A 767-nucleotide genomic window follows, 5' to 3' on the forward strand; every position below is an offset into this window, starting at 1 on the left:
TTTTCGGGGGTCGAACAATTCATCGATCAGCCGGTTAAGAACTATTCCTCGGGAATGTACGTGCGCCTCGGATTCGCGATCGCAATCAACGTCGACCCCGATATCCTCGTCGTTGACGAGGTGCTGGCTGTGGGCGATGCTGAATTCCAGGACAAGTGCGCTCAGAAGTTCGTTGACTTCAAAGCCGCCGGCAAAACGGTCATCCTGGTGAGCCATGCCATGGAATCCGTGCGATCCATGTGTGATCAGGCCGCGTGGTTGAGCCACGGGGAACTCGTGATGGTTGGCGACGCCGATCCGACTATCACCGCCTATCTGGATTCCCTGCCCGGGGCAGCCAAGGCGTCCTGACGGCGCGAGTCCACCCGGGCGACTCTCCCGCGTCCGTGAGCTCGATTGGTAGACTCATCCGGTTCCCCGCAAACAATCAGTGAGGTTTGGCTTTGAAAAAGCAACGTTCAGGTGTGGTCTCGGTGGTCCTGGTTAATTTCCGTGGTGCCGAAGACACGATCGAGTGCGTTCGAGGTCTCCTCGAACTCGACTGGCCACGGGCGAGTCTCGAGATCATCGTCGTCGAGAACGGTTCGGGCGACGACAGCCTGGCCCGTCTTCAGAAGATCGCCGAGGAGGTAACGCTCGTTGAATCAGCCGACAACCTCGGATTCACCGGCGGATGCAATCTCGGTGTTTCCCGCGCTTCCGGGGAATTTATCGCGTTCCTGAACAACGACGCTAAGCCGGACCGTGGTTGGATCAGAGAAGCGATC

General features: G+C 58.4%; 2 protein-coding genes. Both read left to right on the forward strand.

The window, feature by feature from the left end:
• Positions 1 to 351: ABC transporter ATP-binding protein (locus JF66_RS23855; RefSeq protein ID WP_035880487.1), on the forward strand; the 351-nt coding region annotated here is incomplete at its 5' end.
• Between the two features lie 122 nt (positions 352 to 473).
• A partial coding sequence (locus tag JF66_RS19225; RefSeq protein ID WP_231556515.1) for a glycosyltransferase family 2 protein occupies positions 474 to 767 on the forward strand: 294 nt, incomplete at its 3' end.

This window comes from Cryobacterium sp. MLB-32, assembly GCF_000738085.1.
GTDB lineage: Bacteria > Actinomycetota > Actinomycetes > Actinomycetales > Microbacteriaceae > Cryobacterium.